Source organism: Pseudoalteromonas sp. MMG012, assembly GCF_018100875.1.
Taxonomy (GTDB): domain Bacteria; phylum Pseudomonadota; class Gammaproteobacteria; order Enterobacterales; family Alteromonadaceae; genus Pseudoalteromonas; species Pseudoalteromonas aurantia.
The window spans coordinates 1-15,836 of the sequence record NZ_JAGJEF010000017.1; the positions used below are offsets into that span (position 1 = coordinate 1).

At 40.9% G+C, this 15,836-nt stretch carries 11 protein-coding genes; 2 read left to right on the top strand and 9 right to left on the bottom strand.

Translation table 11 applies throughout. The features are described 5' to 3' along the window. Window positions 1-168: 168 nt before the first annotated feature. The 4 genes from glnG to glnA form a co-directional block, all read right to left on the bottom strand. Window positions 169-1,563: a nitrogen regulation protein NR(I) gene (gene glnG, locus J8L97_RS08135; protein WP_211048693.1), complete on the bottom strand. Its 1,395-nt coding sequence runs from the start codon at window positions 1,561-1,563 to the stop codon at window positions 169-171. A gap of 24 nt (window positions 1,564-1,587) precedes the next feature. Beyond that, the gene (gene glnL / locus J8L97_RS08140) at window positions 1,588-2,643 is read right to left on the bottom strand and encodes a nitrogen regulation protein NR(II) (RefSeq protein ID WP_192508958.1); all 1,056 of its coding nucleotides are present in this window, start codon (window positions 2,641-2,643) and stop codon (window positions 1,588-1,590) included. A gap of 112 nt (window positions 2,644-2,755) precedes the next feature. Further along, window positions 2,756-3,256 carry a DUF4124 domain-containing protein gene (locus J8L97_RS08145; RefSeq protein ID WP_211048695.1) on the bottom strand — a complete coding sequence of 167 codons (501 nt, stop codon included), beginning with the start codon at window positions 3,254-3,256 and terminating at the stop codon, window positions 2,756-2,758. A gap of 115 nt (window positions 3,257-3,371) precedes the next feature. Next, window positions 3,372-4,778, bottom strand: a complete 1,407-nt coding sequence (gene glnA, locus J8L97_RS08150; protein ID WP_192508956.1) for a glutamate--ammonia ligase — start codon at window positions 4,776-4,778, stop codon at window positions 3,372-3,374. 456 nt (window positions 4,779-5,234) lie between these two features. Between glnA and typA the strand changes: the two genes are divergently transcribed. Then, the gene (typA, locus tag J8L97_RS08155; RefSeq protein WP_211048697.1) at window positions 5,235-7,058 is read left to right on the top strand and encodes a translational GTPase TypA; all 1,824 of its coding nucleotides are present in this window, start codon (window positions 5,235-5,237) and stop codon (window positions 7,056-7,058) included. Between the two features lie 125 nt (window positions 7,059-7,183). Here the strand turns inward: typA and J8L97_RS08160 are convergent, their stop codons facing one another. The 5 genes from J8L97_RS08160 to J8L97_RS08180 form a co-directional block, all read right to left on the bottom strand. Beyond that, entirely contained in the window at window positions 7,184-8,032 is an 849-nt protein-coding gene (locus J8L97_RS08160) for a CZB domain-containing protein (RefSeq protein WP_211048699.1), read from the bottom strand. 43 nt (window positions 8,033-8,075) lie between these two features. Then, complete coding sequence (locus tag J8L97_RS08165) at window positions 8,076-9,083, bottom strand: ABC transporter substrate-binding protein (protein WP_247688584.1); 1,008 nt, start codon at window positions 9,081-9,083, stop codon at window positions 8,076-8,078. Window positions 9,084-9,156: 73 nt separating this feature from the next. Further along, window positions 9,157-11,241, bottom strand: a complete 2,085-nt coding sequence (locus tag J8L97_RS08170; RefSeq protein WP_211048703.1) for a GNAT family N-acetyltransferase — start codon at window positions 11,239-11,241, stop codon at window positions 9,157-9,159. Beyond that, complete coding sequence (uvrD, locus tag J8L97_RS08175; RefSeq protein WP_192508983.1) at window positions 11,219-13,384, bottom strand: DNA helicase II; 2,166 nt, start codon at window positions 13,382-13,384, stop codon at window positions 11,219-11,221. The genes J8L97_RS08170 and uvrD overlap by 23 nt, the downstream gene beginning before the upstream one ends. A gap of 147 nt (window positions 13,385-13,531) precedes the next feature. Further along, window positions 13,532-14,479 (bottom strand): chemotaxis protein CheV, encoded by a 948-nt coding sequence (locus J8L97_RS08180; protein WP_211048705.1) that lies wholly within the window; start codon window positions 14,477-14,479, stop codon window positions 13,532-13,534. A gap of 181 nt (window positions 14,480-14,660) precedes the next feature. Between J8L97_RS08180 and J8L97_RS08185 the strand changes: the two genes are divergently transcribed. Continuing rightward, complete coding sequence (locus tag J8L97_RS08185) at window positions 14,661-15,734, top strand: potassium channel family protein (RefSeq protein ID WP_211048776.1); 1,074 nt, start codon at window positions 14,661-14,663, stop codon at window positions 15,732-15,734. Window positions 15,735-15,836 lie beyond the last annotated feature (102 nt).

Here is a 15,836-nt window from a genome sequence, read left to right on the forward strand (position 1 = left end):
AAACCCTATGGACTCTGAAACCAGTTCAGGGAGACGGTAGTTTTATATTTAGAGACGGGGTTTTGATGACGCTCACCTCGTTGTCCTCCTGATGTAGGTCAGGATCCATTAAAGGTATAACGGCTTTATAGTTATAGCAGAAGTCAGCAAGTTTTTATGACTGTGGCGTCAGTCCTGAATATTACGTTCTTTCAACTTTCTAGTGAGAGTATTCCGACCCCAGCCAATTTTTAAAGCCGCATCTTGCTTGTGCCCGTTACACACAGCTAAGGCTGTTTTGATCAAACGGGTTTCTAGTTGTGCTTGCACATTTGGCCAGATATTCTCTTTTCCTTGAGTAAGTTCCTGATTTAACCAGCTTTGAAACGCATCTAGCCAGTCTCCATCTGATTCACTATGTGCTGAAGTGTGGGATAGTTCGTCGGGCAATTCTTGAGGATTAACCGTTTGACTGGGTGCCATAACGGTTAGCCAACGGCAAGTATTTTGTAATTGACGAACGTTTCCTGGCCAATGGTAAAGTTGCATAGCTTTTATTGAGTCTGCTGTTAGTGTCTTTGTTTCAACTTGTAACTCTTCAGCGCTGGCAGATAAAAAGTGATGTGCTAGGGCTTCAATATCTTCGGGCCTTTCTTTGAGTGCAGGTAGTCGCAGTCGAACTACATTAAGGCGATGGAATAAATCTTCACGAAACTGACCTTGTTTTACTAATTCCTCTAAGTTTTGGTGAGTTGCAGCAATAATTCGAACATCTACACTGACACTTTGATGTCCGCCAACCCGATAAAACTCCCCATCGGCCAATACTCGCAGTAACCGAGTTTGCACATCTAATGGCATATCACCAATTTCATCTAAAAAAAGAGTTCCTTTGTTAGCTTGTTCAAATCGGCCTCGACGCATGCTGTCAGCACCTGTGAATGCTCCCTTTTCATGCCCGAATAGCTCGGACTCAACAAGATCTTTTGGGATAGCTGCCATATTCAGAGCTATGAAGGTATTATCTTTGCGCGGGCTATGGTTATGTAACGCGCCTGCGACAAGCTCTTTCCCTGTACCAGATTCACCATTTATTAATACACTCATACTTGACATAGAAAGCTTACCAATGGCTCTGAAGACTTCTTGCATGGCGGGGGCTTCGCCAATAATATCAGGGCTATCTTTCTCAGTTGGCGTACGCTTGGTTTTTTTTGCTTGTGAATTCGCTTGATAAGCTCGTTCAACAAGATCTGCGGCTTCATTTAAATCAAAAGGTTTGGCTAAATATTCAAAAGCCCCTTTTTGAAAGGCATTGACAGCTGAGTCTAAGTCGGAGTGGGCTGTCATAATGATGACAGGTAAATTAGGATGATTTAAGCTTATCTCTTCTAGCAAAGCCATACCATCGAGACCGGGCATACGAACATCTGAGATTAAAACAGCAGGTTGACTATATGATAAAGCGGTTAGAACATCTTGGCCATTGGAAAAGCATTCAGTCGTAAATCCTGCTCGTGATAATGCTTTATCGAGTACAAATCGAATGGATGCATCATCATCAACTAACCATACTGTTTTCATTTCTTGCTCCGTATACCGTTGGCGTCAGAACGGTAGATAAATATTAAATTCTGTGTGTCCAGTCCAGCTGTCATAATCAATCATGCCATTGTGTTGCTCTATCAAAGTTTGCGCGATGGATAATCCCAGTCCAGAACCTCCATCTTTATTTGTGGTCATGGGGAAAAATAATGTATCTTTTAGTTCAGGCGCAATGCCAGGGCCGTTATCCATGATTTTAATCAAAAGAGCTTTTTTAATTAGCTTCTCGCCACGTCGTAATCGATGCTTAATTCGTGTCGTTAGCGTTATGTTTCCACCTTGAGTTAGTGCTTGTAATGCGTTACGTACAATATTCAGCACAACCTGCTGAATTTTTGCTTGATCGATGTTTATGTCAGGAATACTTGGATCATAATCTTTAATTAACTTTATATTATGCTCGTTATCTAATGTGCTGAGTTTAATCACTGATTCTAAAGTTTGGTGAATATTACACGGCGCTTTATGCAGTAATTGATTAGGTCCGAGTAAACGGTCGACTAAATCGGTTAAACGGTCTGTTTGCTCGATAATTAATTCGGCACATTGGTCCCGCTCACTCTGACAACCTTCATACTGCAATAATTGCGCCGCTCCACGAATTCCACCGAGCGGGTTTTTAATTTCATGTGCTAACCCTCTTATTAATGTACGCGCAGCGTGGTATTGATGCATTTGGTTTGATGCTTGATCAAATCGTACTTCATCATCAATACGTCGGAATTCCATTAAAATATAAGTGGTATTTAATAGGTGTACTCGGCGAGCATGAAGATTTAACGTCGCGGCTCTATTGTCGATAAACACTACGTCAACTCTATGCTGCTGGCAATCGACACCGTCTTTTAGTACATATTGATTGATTCTGGTTATATCTATGTGGTGATGGCTGAAGGTCGCGTGGAGTGATTGACCTATTAGCCTTTTAATACCTAATCCGAATAGTTCACTACTGCTTGTATTGGCATAGTGAACGATAAAGTTCTTATCGAGTAAAATAACGGACGTTGCTAAATTATGCCACAAGTCAGGGAGGAGTTGCTCATGGAGTTGTTCCATATTGGTTCACCTTAATTAGATATTGCACCAATGTAGTGCGATAGTAGCATAGCATTATTAGTGATTTTATTTCTAGGCAATACTCAAGGCGCTTAAATAGGTAACACTTTAATTATTTTATACTTTTTCTGTGCAGATAAAACGTGGTTGGATCACTTTGCGCGAGTGCTTTTCCCTGTTCATTGTAGAGCCTTAACAGTAGAGAGTGCTCCCCTCGAGATACGTTATGTAAGACAAATGTTGTGCTTGTTTGCATAGGTCCTGTTGCTTTTCCATCTAACGTTAATTGCACTTTTAAACCATTGGAGAAGCTAGGCTGAATTTGCCCTGTAACATAGATGGTGCCAGTATTTTCTCTGAGTGTTTGCTCGTGGTTTGGTGAGGTAATACTTGCTGTATATTCAATCGCTTTTTGACTTGCTTGCGTATTGAGTATACTTGTATCAACAGCGGGCATTGTCATTGATTTATTTAACTGTATTTCTTGTGCGCCTTGTCGTGGTACATCAGAAAAGACCCAATTACCCTGCTCATCTTTCCAACGGTACACCTTTGAGTCTGCTAAAACTGATGAACTAAACAATACAAAACACCCTAAAAATAAAAGCCGCATTTAGATCTTGCCTGATATCAAAAATATACTCTAATACTCTAGACTGTTGTGAATTACTTTTCCATAAAAAAGCCCGCTTTGCGGGCTTGAGAACACATATGATCTGAATACGTAATTACACGCTGTAGTACATTTCAAACTCAACAGGGTGAGTTGTCATGTTCAGTTTTTCCACTTCCTGTGACTTAAGTGCAATATAAGCATCAATTAAGTCATGAGTGAATACTCCACCTTGTACTAAAAATTCACGATCAGCATCAAGACACGCTAACGCTTCATCAAATGAGGCTGCCACGGTTGGAATTTCAGCAGCTTCCTCAGCTGGTAGGTCGTATAGATCTTTATCCATCGCATCGCCAGGGTGGATTTTATTTTTAATCCCGTCCAGGCCAGCCATAAGCATTGCTGAGAATGCAAGATATGGGTTAGCTGTTGGGTCTGGGAAACGAACTTCTATGCGTCGAGCGCGCTCTGAAGGGACGACTGGAATACGAATCGAAGCTGAACGGTTACGTGCTGAATATGCAAGCATGACCGGTGCTTCAAACCCAGGTACTAAACGTTTGTATGAGTTAGTTGACGCATTGGCAAATGCATTAATTGCTTTAGCATGCTTGATGATGCCGCCAATGTAATAAAGAGCATCTTCAGATAAACCGCCATATTTATCACCAGCAAATAAGTTTTTGCCGTCTTTAGCAAGTGATTGGTGACAGTGCATACCTGAACCATTATCACCAACAACAGGCTTAGGCATGAATGTTGCTGTTTTACCATATAAATGAGCCATGTTATGAATAACATACTTCATTTCTTGAATCTCATCAGCCTTTAAAACCATGGTATTAAAGCGCGTCGCAATTTCATTTTGACCAGCGGTAGCTACTTCATGGTGGTGGGCTTCTACTACTTGACCCATTTCTTCCAGTACCAAACATGTCGCACTACGCCAATCTTGGAAATCATCAACTGGGGCAACAGGGAAGTAACCCCCTTTAACGCCTGGGCGGTGACCAGTATTACCATCTTCATATGCTTTATCTGAGTTCCAAGCTGCTTGTTTAGAATCAATCTTGTACATTGAGCCAGACATATCAGTTTTATACTTAACATCGTCAAAAACAAAGAACTCAGGCTCAGGCCCAAATAAAACTGTATCTGCAATGCCGGTTGAGCGCATATATTCTTCTGCTCGTTTTGCAACAGAGCGAGGATCACGTTCGTATCCTTGTAATGTTGCTGGCTCAACAACATCACAACGAACAATCATCGTTGTTTCTTCAGCAAATGGGTCAAGTTTAACAGAAGCTGCGTCAGGCATTAAAACCATGTCAGATTCGTTAATGCCTTTCCAGCCAGCTATAGACGAGCCATCAAACATTTTGCCATCTTCGAAGAAGTCTTCATCGGCTTGGTGATGAGGAATTGAAACGTGTTGCTCTTTACCTTTGGTATCTGTAAAACGTAAATCTACAAACTTAACGTCATTTTCTTTAATAAAATCTAAAACCGATTGTGACATGTGTCCTCCGACTCGATGGGTTATTATTTTGTGTAGCATTATATTGATGCGACTTGGCTTACCTTAAGCGTATTTCATGCCAAATATTTAACGTATTGATTTATATTAATATAAATTAAATTTAAATTAGGTTTTATGTTTTTTTGCACCATCTTGGTGCGATGTTGTTTCGTAATGGTGCGTGCCAGCATGTAACGCGCTAGTATGGTGCGTAGTAAAATAAGCTTAGTATTATTTATTAGTAGTGCAATTTATAGCCCTGAAAACCCTCTAAAAAATACAATGACTTGATAAAGTCATAAAATTTATGTTGGATAAACTTTCATCCATCGCCGTAATAAGGGATAATGTGCGCCGTTTAAATCCTATATTGGGACATCTCTGGCGCGCCAACATTTAGTGAAATCGCGTAGATCGACTAGGATCACTGAGATTCAACTTTCTCTGAGTAATTATATGAGCATCGAAAAGTTAAGAAATATTGCGATTATCGCACACGTTGACCACGGTAAAACAACCCTAGTTGATAAGTTGCTAGAGCAATCAGGCACACTAGAAACACGCGGCGGCAACGAAGAGCGTGTAATGGATTCAAATGATATCGAAAAAGAGCGCGGTATCACCATCCTTGCAAAAAATACTGCGATTGAGTGGAATGATTACCACATCAACATCGTAGATACTCCAGGACACGCCGATTTTGGTGGTGAAGTAGAACGTGTACTTTCAATGGTTGATTCAGTTCTTCTATTAGTAGATGCGCAAGAAGGTCCAATGCCGCAAACGCGTTTTGTAACACAAAAAGCATTCGCATTAGGTCTTAAGCCAATCGTGGTAATTAACAAGATTGATAAGCCAGGTGCACGCCCTGATTGGGTTATGGATCAGGTATTTGATTTATTCGACAACCTTGGTGCAACGGACGAGCAGCTAGATTTCCAAGTTATTTATGCATCAGCAATCAATGGTTGGGCGACATTAGATCTTGATAATGAATCAGATAACATGCAACCAATGTTTGAAGCGATTGTAGAGCAAGTTGAAGCACCAGATGCTGATCCAGCAGGTGACTTCCAAATGCAGATCTCTCAACTAGATTATAACTCATATATCGGTGTTATCGGTGTAGGCCGTATTAAACGCGGTTCTGTTAAGCCTAACCAGCAGGTTACAATTGTGGGTGCTGATGGTGCAACGCGTAATGGTAAAGTTGGCCAAGTAATGAGTTACTTAGGTCTTGACCGCCACGAAGCTGCTGAAGCACAAGCCGGCGACATCATTGCAATCACAGGTCTTGGTGAACTGAAAATTTCAGACACTATCTGTGACGTAAATGCAGTAGAAGCATTGACTCCGTTATCAGTTGATGAGCCGACAGTAACAATGACGTTCTCTGTAAACACTTCGCCGTTTGCTGGACAAGAAGGTAAGTTTGTTACTTCACGTAATATCCTTGAGCGTCTTGAAAATGAATTAGTTCACAACGTAGCACTGCGTGTTGAAGAGACTGAAAACCCTGATAGCTTCCGCGTGTCTGGCCGTGGTGAATTACACCTAGGTATCTTGATTGAAAACATGCGTCGTGAAGGTTATGAGCTAGCTGTTTCTCGTCCAGAAGTAATTCTTCGTGAAGTTGATGGTCAGTTAGAAGAACCGTTTGAAACAGTAACAATTGATGTTCAAGATGAGCACCAAGGTTCAATTATGGAACAACTTGGTCTTCGTAAAGCAGAAATGACGGATATGGCTCCAGATGGTAAAGGCCGTGTGCGTATGGATTTCATGATGCCTTCACGTGGTTTAATCGGTTTCCAAACTGACTTTATGACGCTGACATCAGGTTCAGGCTTAATGTACCACACGTTTGACCACTATGGCCCATACAAAGGCGGTACTATTGGTAAGCGTAAGAATGGTGTATTAATTGCGAATGCAACAGGTAAAGCGCTAACAAACGCATTATTCAACCTTCAAGAACGTGGTAAGCTGTTTATTGGACACGGTGTAGAAGTCTACGAAGGTATGGTTATTGGTATTCATAGCCGTGATAACGACCTGACAGTTAACGCGCTTAAAGGAAAGCAGTTAACGAACGTTCGTGCATCAGGTACTGATGAAGCACAAACACTTGTACCACCTATCAGAATGTCTCTTGAGCAGGCACTTGAGTTTATCGATGATGATGAGCTGGTAGAAGTTACACCTGAAAATATCCGTATTCGTAAAAAGTTATTGACTGAAAGTGAGCGTAAGCGTGCTGGTCGTCAACTTAAAGACTAATATCGAATAGAGATTTAAAAAATGCCGCTCTTATGAGCGGCATTTTTGTAGCATATTATTTTCTAAAAAATAATATTTACATTTGTCTGATAGTTGGTGATATTCAGTAGCTAGGGTTATATGGGTTAGAATAGCCCATATGTCTCCGTTTCTTCGGGTTCATAATCTTTGAGGTGTTCAGGTCTGAATATTGCACTCGGGTCAATGACAACACTGTGTGTTTCTCCTCGTTTAATCAGTCCCCGCATCATTTTTTTCGTCTGTGCATCAATTTCAAAACCAATATTCGTTAGTTCACTCAATGATTTAATTTCATTTTCATTGCAATGAATATTATCCTCTACTTGGTCGACTAATAGACCTATGTGAGGTTTCAGCCCATCTTCGGTGGTAAACACAATGATCGGCTTATGATCTAGGGTTATTTGTTCTCTGGCCGACTCGAATAAGCGTATAAGCTTCGTGTAAGTTGTTGATTTTTCCTTAGATAGTAGTCGTTTTGCTTCTTCTCGTTGGCTGTTATTTACTAGCGAAAATAGTTGCTCTGGAAGTGAGTATAGTTGTGAATGTGGCTGTTCAAAACGCGATAAGATAGCTTTTAGATCATCGTTATCTGTTTGGAAGTGATAAAACCATTTACCAAACTCACTGTGTTTGGCATCGCGTGCGCCTTCAAAAGCTGTCCCATTAATAATACTGTGTTCAAGTGCTTGAAACCAAGATTTATGTTCTTGTTCATACTGTATAAGTAAATCAATTAGTGCACGATTAATATCTTGTGAAGACTGATTATTAAGGATCAGGCCTAAGTCAAAAATGGGAGTGGGAGTCCCCATGTAATCTTTTACCCCTAAAAAGCTAGGGTTTCCATTCGGTAAAGAGGTTAGGTTCCCTTCATAACGTTCTGTGAGCAAAATATCCAATATTTTAAGAGATATGGTTTTTTGTCCAACTCGAAAGTTTATTAAATCCATGTTCGCCTCTAAAAAATTATAATTATGTTCTAAGAATAGAACATTATGATGAATATGAGCGGAAAACCGGTAATTTCTTTTCAGCAGATGTTACGTTAAATAGTTCTTGTAAATCAGCATCATGTTCAAGCATTAAGGAGAGCTTATCTAATATGCATTGGTCGCTAAACGTAAGAGGGCATTGCGTTGCAGCTTTACTAAATAATAGTGCATTTAAATAGCCTTCAAAAAGCACATGATCAATCTTAGCGTTAGGGTATGCTGCTGCATGGGTACGGAATGTGTTACATAGTCGTGCTGAACAATTATATGGGTTGGGCACAACTTCAGTGATCATAAGCAGTTGAGATGACTTTATTCTGCTAAGTAGCTCTTTACTAGAAGCAAACGACACACTGGTGTAATCTGCTCTAACACCGCGTAATTGTGCCCTATTTATAAATTTTGCCAATGGCTTGTACGTGCCTATCAGCGCTACTGCGGTTGCTCTAGATGCTTTAATTTTACTGAGTGCTTTATCTACATTACTAGAGTTACGGCGAAAGCGAGTGATCACGGAAGGGGTTAAGCCTTTATCTGCGAGTACTTTTGTGAGGCTTTTCTCTAACGTAATACCAAATTCATCAGCTTGAATAAACAAAGCAATATTTTTGTGCTTTCTTTCATTCACTAAGTAGTTTATTTGCTCTTCGGCTTCATCAAAATAGCTAGGTCGTAAGTTGAATATTTTGAGCGTACGGTTGTTGCGTAAAAAGTCAGCGCCAGAGAAAGGCATCAATAGAGAAATTTTGCTGTGCTCTAGTAGTGGACGGATCGCTGAAATCGTCGGTGTGCCCATGAAGCTGAACAAAGCATCAACCTTTTTCTCATATATAAAATAGCGAGTGTTATTAACAGTGCGACTGGGCTCATAGCCATCATCTAATACAAGTAAGTCGACTTTGGCACCATTGATCCCTCCGTTTTTATTTAGCTGTTCAAAAAAAATATTTGCGCCTACCTTGAGCTGACTACCAATAGCTTGAGCTGGACCGCTGAGTGCCGTAGACATGCCTAATTTTATATCTTTAGGCGAGGCAGCAAAACTATGAGGCTGTAATAACAAGTAGCAGAGTATTATTACACTAATTTTTAACAGAGATCCGTGCATAAAGTTCTTTCACCAAAGCTTGCAATGCAATATTAAATTGCTTTTTTGAGCGCAGCGATAGAGTATGCTGAACCCATTCCTTAGTATTATTTTGTAATAATAGACTAATCGCTAACTGTTGGGAAATGCGCGGTATGTCTGATAGTAGAGAGGGGCGTAATATGATCACTTGCCAAATAAGGGCAGTATATTGTTCGAGGTTTGAATTCTTATTCGCTATAAAATGTAATTGCGCTTTAAGTTCAGTTGGTAGGGGTTTGTCTGGCCATTGTGTAATTATACTGAGCACTAACGGTGAGGGTAACTCACAGTAGTGATTCATAAGCTGGTAAGACAGCATATTCTGAAAGTGGGCCTGTAATCGAATTTGTTCATGATGTAACTGTATTTGGCTCTTAATGACCATCGCAGAATACAGACCACTGGCTTTATCTTTTTTATAGCCTAGCTTGACGAGTGTATAGCCCCTATTTTGCCAAAACCTTAACAAAGGTTGGTCACAACCAAAGCTGCTACCAAAGTAATCAATTGTATGTTCGAGGGTTTGTTCGACAAACTGTAAAAGCTGACTTCCTAATTGTTTATTCTGTAAATGAGGAGCAATAGCGATACGTACGATTCGAGCACATTTAGCGCTTAAAAAAGGTGTCTGCCCCTGTACGTGAAATAACTGTTGAGCCAATAAATGCCCTTGTGGACGGCGGTGACCACTGCAAATTTGCTGTTGAATCGTATCATCTAGACCACCTTCTAAATTAACTAAGCATACACCAACAATGTGTTCATCATGTGCAATAGCAAACAAACGTTGGCTAGGGCTATCTAGCAATTGTCTAAAGTCGTTTACACTGGTTTGATAATGTGCGATGACTAAAAGGGCGAAAGTCTGTGCTAATAATTGCTCATTATGACTGAGCTGATGGGTGCTTAATTCAATAAACTGCACTGCGTTGTGAAAAAAATGCGGGGGTTCTATATATTGACTATCTAAAGCAAGTAATCGATTAATTGAGTGTTCTAAAGGGTCACCTGAGTTGTAACGAATGGGTTGTGTGAGTGAAAGTTGTTGGTATTTGGGGTGCTTGCTAGCGAGGTATTGTGCAAATTTGAGGGTATAGCCTCTTCCATTGCCTTCATAGCCAGCTAAGGTGCTTGCGAAAATACAGCTTTCAGCCTGTTGCTCTATCTTCATTAAAGTAGGGACAGGTAAGGTAGCAGCTTCATCAATTAGTACGATGATGTCATGTAAAGGCATGTTTTGGAGCAGTTGATCTGGCGGCATATAATGTAAGTTTGCAAGTTGCTTTTCATGACCAAAGTACTCGATCTTCTGCGCAATGGCTAAATGTTTAAAGCAGCTTTTTACCGCACGATATTGCACAGCACAAATGACAAACTGATGTTCTGGCATGTTGGCAACCAATAAGCCCAATGCAGAAGACTTCCCTCGTCCTCTGTCAGCACTGATCAAATAAGGCGTTGTATTTTTTTGTTGTAAGTGTTGATGCAGAGCAGACACTACCTGACTTTGTTGTAATGTATTTTGTACAGAGGGAGCTTGCGCTGCAGGTATGTTTAAGGTTGCGCCGTTGGTTTGTGATAATACGCTAATGGGTAGTGCGGGGATGAGTTGTTGCCAACGCTGTAAAAATAGACTGTTACTTGTGTCAGTACCGTACGATGACCATGTTTTTTGTGCTGGATCAGACCACGCATTGAGCTGCGTTAATTCAGGTAGAAGTAGTACCAATACTCCACCAGCTTTAACTGTACCACTGACAGCAGCTAATTTGTTTGGAATGATGCCAGCATATCCATCATATAGGGCAACTGTAAACTCTTGACCTAAGATTTCGTGTAAATGCTCAGGCCAGCGTGCTGAGTGTAAATCCGAGTGCTTAGAAAGCAATAATTGGCTACCAGAAAAATGCGTGAACATGGCTTGGTATTGGGCAACGGCCCAATTGTGCTCCCCACATAACAGTAACAACTGGCGATGCTTATTATACGCCAGTTGAGTAAGTAGTGGGGTTATATCACATGGCTTGAAGACGTGCATAAGCCGTCACTAACCATTTGCTGCCCACATCATCAAAATTGACTTGAATGCGTGATTGAGCGCCACTTCCTTCGTAATTTAATACTGTTCCAGCACCAAACTTGGCGTGTAAAACACGTTGACCTAGCGTATAACCACTGTCTTCAAAAACGGCATGTGTTACTGACGGGCTAAAGCGACCACTCGCCGCAGGACGCGAAACTTGAGTTTTTATACGAATTTCTTCGACACAATCATCGGGTAATTCACGTAAAAAACGAGACGGACTATGATGCTTTTCCTGTCCATACAATCTACGGCTTTCAGCGTGACTAATGTATAGTTTCTCCATTGCCCGTGTCATACCAACATAACAAAGCCGACGTTCTTCCTCTAATCTGCCTGATTCCTCATGACTTTGTTGGGACGGGAACATGCCTTCTTCTACCCCAACCATAAAAACCAGAGGGAATTCTAAACCTTTGGCTGAGTGTAATGTCATCATTTGCACTGCATCTTCATGTTCATCAGCTTGTCCTTCTCCTGACTCTAGTGATGTATAAGCTAAGAAGCCTTGCAAAGGTGAACTAAAGTCTTCATCGATAGGTAAATCATATTGACCACATGCACTGATTAATTCTTCCAAGTTTTCAACACGAGCGCGGCCTTTCTCGCCTTTTTCAGCTTGATACATCGCCAGTAAACCTGATTGTTCAATAGTTAATTGTGCCTGCTCAGCCAACTCTAATTCCGTAATACTATCGTCCAACTTCTCAACCACTTCTACAAAGCGACTAATTGCTGTTGCTGCTCTACCAGAAAGGTGCTTTTCTTCTACGATTGCTTTCGCCGCGTACCATAAAGGCATTGACTCATTTCGAGCACAATCGCGGATGTGACTGAGTGTTTTATCGCCAATGCCTCGCGCTGGGGTATTAATAACCCGCTCAAATGCGGCATCATCCTGTCGATTGCTAATCAAGCGTAAATATGCAAGAGCATCTTTAATTTCTTGTCGTTCGAAAAAGCGCATGCCACCATAAATTCGGTATTTTAACCCTTCTTGTAATAATGCTTCTTCAAGTACCCGTGATTGGGCATTATTTCGATATAAAATGGCGCTGTGATCGAGTTTGTTACCTGCATTTAGCCAGCTGCGGATTTTGCTTGCGACAAAGCGAGATTCATCGAGTTCATTAAAAGCGGCATAGACAGAAATAGGCTCACCTTCTGAGCCCTCAGTCCATAAACTTTTACCCATACGTTCAGCGTTATTCTCAATAAGTGCATTAGATGCTTTTAAAATAGTGGCAGTTGAGCGATAGTTCTGCTCTAGGCGAATCGTTTCGGCATTAAAGTCACCCACAAAGCGGGTAATATTCTCAATCTTAGCCCCTCGCCAGCCATAAATACTTTGATCGTCATCTCCCACTATCATCATCGTGTTTTCAGTCCCAGCAAGTAACTTAAGCCATTGGTACTGAATGCTATTGGTATCTTGGAATTCGTCAACTAGCATATAGCGAAAACGTTGCTGATAGTGGCGTAAGAGGGTGGGATGCTGTTGTAGCAATTCAAAACATCGTAATAGAATTTCGGCAAAATCGACTAAGCCAGCACGATCACAGGCTTCTTGATACGCAGTATATACTTTAAGTAATAGCTGCTCATTGATATCGTAAGCCTGAATATCTTTAGGTCGAGTGCCCTCATCTTTACGTGCACTGATATACCATGCGATTTGCTTTGCAGGCCACTTTTTTTCGTCGATATTCATTGCTTTGAGCAGTCGACGGATCATACGAACTTGATCATCGGTGTCTAGTATTTGGAATGCTTCGGGCAAATTAGCATCACGGTAATGCGCTCGTAAGATGCGGTGAGATAATCCGTGAAAGGTTCCAATCCACATCCCGCCAACAGAAGACTTGATTGTTTCCTCTACACGGGAGCGCATTTCTTTGGCTGCTTTATTAGTAAATGTTACGGCAAATATACTGTAGGGTGATGCATGTTCGACTTGCATTAACCAAGCGATACGATGTACTAGTACTCGAGTCTTACCAGACCCCGCACCCGCCAACACCAGCATATTCTGTAGTGGTGCGGCAACAGCTTCTCGCTGTTTATCGTTTAAACCATCGATTAATTCAGAAACGTCCATCATCACGCCTGTTATAGAAAATGAAGGCAAAGTATACCTTTGTGTACTTCGCTTTCCCAGTTTTGTGGTGATGTTCCTTACGTCTTAATATTTAACAATTTGAAATTAAAAAGAAAATAAAAGTACAAACACTGTATAAGTAGCCAGTTACTTGGTGGTCAGAATCGCTTTTAAGCGGTTTTGTACTTCTTGTACAAGTAAGTCAGGCTGGAATTTTGAAAGAAAAGCATTACATCCTACTTTTTCAACCATAGCTTGATTAAAGCTGCCGCTAAGGGATGTGTTAAGTACTACGTACAGATCTTTGAGGCGTGGGTCATTCCGAATTTCGTACGTTAATCTATACCCATCCATAACAGGCATTTCAGCATCAGTGATCACCGCGAGGAGCTCTTCATTTACATTAACACCGTCATCGGCCCATTTCGTCAATAAGTCAAGTGCTTGTTGACCGTCAGTCGCAGGGATGATTTCGATGCCAAGTTGGGCAAGCGTGTCTGCGACTTGCCTACGGGCGGTTGGGGAGTCGTCAGCATGAAGTATTTTACGGCCTTTAAAATCTTCAATAATCGTCTGATCTAACACATTATCGGAAATACCAATGTCGTATTCTATGATTTCGGCCAATACTTTTTCAACGTCAATGATCTCTACAATATGCTCGATATCTTCTCGGACTACTTTTGTTAAAGCAGTTAAATAATGGTTTTTACCCACAGAACTGGGGGTTGGCATAATATCAGACCATGTTGTATTAACGATTTGATCTACTTTACCAACTAAAAACGCTTGTATAGAGCGGTTATATTCGGTGATAACAAGATTACAGTCTGCGCCTCGCTCACAATCAGGCATGCAAATCGCTAAGCGTAAATCTATGACGGGGATTGATTCGCCACGTATTGTTGTCACTCCACATACTTTAGGGTGCGCATTGGGAATAATGTTGAGGTGTGGTAATTTCACGACCTCTTTCACCTTAAATACATTCAGTGCAAACAAATGTCGACTGTGTAAGTGGAATAACAACAGCTCAAGCCGGTTTTCGCCAACTAATTGTGTTCTTTGATCCACTGAAGCCAATACACCTGCCATTCTTAAACCTATTATCTCGTGTTATTTCATATTTGAGTATACCCAAGTTATTGCAAATTACGAGTTTGTCTGTAAGTTTCCAAAACTGAATTTATTGTTATTTTATTGTGTATAGTCATGGTGAGGTTTTCAAGAAACTTGAAATAAAGTAGGGTAGATATATATTTTCACGACACGCCTAATTATGATTATTTTTAAACGCTTAGTAGTATTATTACGCGCTCATGTTGACCGAGCTAGTTGGCGGTTATTGTGTTTAATTACCGCGCTGCATATGGGGTTAGTATGGGGGTTGTTACTATTTGCAAATGAGCACACATTACTGCCAGCAAATGTATTTTTTTATTATTATATTGTAACAACCTCAACCGTTGGATATGGCGATTTTAGTGCCACAACTGATTTTGGCCGTTGGGTTGTGGCGTTGGTGCAAATTCCGTTTGGTTTAGGTTTATTTGGTGTTCTGCTTGGAAAAGCAGGGCAAATGGCAACATTTTGGATAAAACGAGCAATGACAGGCGATAAAGATTACTACCATTTGCGCAATCACATTATTATATTTGGTTGGCACCCAGTCAGAACAAAGAAAATCATTGACTATATTCTTGCAGATACAAAACGAGATAAGCGGCGTATCGTTTTGGCTGTTACTGACAATATAGAGCATCCTTTATTGGGCTATCCAGAAGTTAATTTTGCGCGTTTGACTAGTTTCACAGAGAATGAGCAGTTGGCCAGAATTGCTATCAGCGATGCAGATAAAGTGATTATAGATGGGCAAGATGATGACCAAACTTTCACTACCTCTTTGAAATTAAGCCCTATTATCAAACCTGAAGCTCATATTAGCGCGCATTTTCAGGATGAAAGTAAAGTTGCTTTATTACGTTCTCACTGTCAGAACGTGGAGTGTTCGTCGGCTAAATCGGCTGAAATATTAGTGCGTGCCATGCAGGACCCCGGCTCTAGTCGTGTTCAAGAAGAGCTGCTTTCGAGTCTACACGGTGATACACAATTTAGCTTACAGTTACCTGAAGATGTTAGTAGCTATCAATTTGGCGCACTATTTCCCTATTTTAAGACACATCACAATGCAATTTTATTAGGCGTAGCACATGACCGAAACGGGCAAAATTTGGATTTAAACCCACCATTGGAATATAGGATTAATGCGGATGATATTTTGCATTATATAGCCCCCAGTAGAGTGCTTGTGAGTGAGGTACAGTGGAATGACATAGACAGTGACGAGTAGGAGATATTTGATTGTCTAGTACCGTTCGGTTTGATATTAACCCGCCAACGAACTCTAAAGTATGAAGAAAGTGGTAGGTTCATCGGTTCATTGCTCTTTTCT